This window comes from Fibrobacter sp. UWCM, from assembly GCF_900129735.1.
In the GTDB taxonomy this organism is placed as follows: domain Bacteria; phylum Fibrobacterota; class Fibrobacteria; order Fibrobacterales; family Fibrobacteraceae; genus Fibrobacter.
Genome location: NZ_FQWR01000059.1, coordinates 1 through 1,472, shown reverse-complemented (window position 1 = coordinate 1,472; position 1,472 = coordinate 1). Strand labels below are relative to the sequence as shown.

General features: G+C 43.1%; 2 protein-coding genes. Both read right to left on the bottom strand.

Features of this window, described 5'->3' with window-relative positions; all coding sequences use genetic code 11:
- Positions 1–39: 39 nt before the first annotated feature.
- Positions 40–1,239, bottom strand: a complete 1,200-nt coding sequence (locus BUB22_RS15945; RefSeq protein ID WP_073116665.1) for an ATP-binding protein — start codon at positions 1,237–1,239, stop codon at positions 40–42.
- Positions 1,236–1,472: hypothetical protein (locus tag BUB22_RS16945; protein WP_217650386.1), on the bottom strand; the 237-nt coding region annotated here is incomplete at its 5' end. The genes BUB22_RS15945 and BUB22_RS16945, both read right to left, overlap by 4 nt.

Here is a 1,472-nt window from a genome sequence, read left to right as displayed (position 1 = left end):
GCCGGGGAACGCCCAAGGAAGGGCTTAATCCGTTGGGGGCTAATCCATGCCAAGAAGCCATCTTGAGACATCGACGATTCTGATTCCTTCGTACTGGGTCGTTTCGTGATTTGTTCTCGCGATGAGCATTTTGGGGTATGCGTCTTTTATTCCGAGCAGCGGGGCCGTTTCCCTTTCAAAAGTCTTCTTGTCCGAGATGTTGTCCGATACCTGGATATACAGCTTTTCGTCATGTTTCATTGCTACAAAGTCGATTTCTTTCTTGTATAGGACTCCGACGTAAAGTTGGTAACCCCTTCGAAGTAATTCCATGGCAACCATGTTTTCGTACACGTGGCCGTAGTCCATGTTGCGGGTCCCGAGTCTTGCGTAGCGGAACGAATGGTCGCTCAAGTAGTATTTGTCTTCCGTGGTCAAGTATCTTTTTCCGCGAATGTCGAATCTTCGGATTTTGTAGAAGGCGAATGCCTTGCATAAATAATCGATGTAAGAACCTATGGTTTTATGGTTCGTCTTGTCGCCTGTGGTGCTGATTGTCTTGGCGACATTTCGGATGGAGGTGATGTTGCCGACATTGTCCATCAAAAAGTCAATCAGTTTTTCAAGAAAGACCTTGTTCCGAATCTTGTATTTTTTGACGATGTCGCGGATAACCAACGTGTTGAAAACATCTTCGTTCACGTAACGGAACTTTTCGCTTTCAGTCTTGTATAAGAAGGAACCCGCCATTCCCCCTTCTTTAAGGTAGGATTCGAACGAGTCTTCCATTTTTTTCGGCTTGTAGTATTTTGTGTATTCCGCAAACGAAAACGGGAAGACGGGTATCTCAAAAGTTCTACCCGTAAAGAGCGTTGCCAGATCGCTACTAAGCAGGAATGCGTTTGAGCCGGTTACATAGATGTCGAATTTTTCCGTGGCGTGCAGGCTGTTCAATGCCTTTTCGAACGAGTCGCAAAGTTGAACTTCGTCGATGAACAGATAGTTTGTCTTTTTAGGCTTGTACGCCTGTTCTGCATATTCTTCGAGTGCGGAATAGTTCTGTAATTTTTCAAACTTCGTCAAGTTGAAGTTGATCTTGATGATGTTTGCCTTTTTATCATTTTTTGCAATCCATTCTGCAAAGGATTCTAATAATTTTGATTTGCCGGAACGACGGATTCCGGTTATTACCTTGATGTCGGGTGTGCCCCTGACATTTTTCAATGTGTCCAAATACTCTGTTCTTTCAATCAGTTTCATTTGTCGGCTCCCGAATTTCTATTTCCCAAAAATAAAAATATATAAAATTTGGGAAATTGTCTAGATGGGCCTGGTCGGGGAATGCGTCGGCCTTTCTGTGCCGAATATGACCTGTTTTGTCCAAAATCACAGATTTTATTTTGAAGAAAATGCCTAAAATCACTAGTTTTTAAGTGAATAATTTGCCGAAATTCACTATTTTTTGATGTTTTTGCGTTAGGGGGCGTCGCACC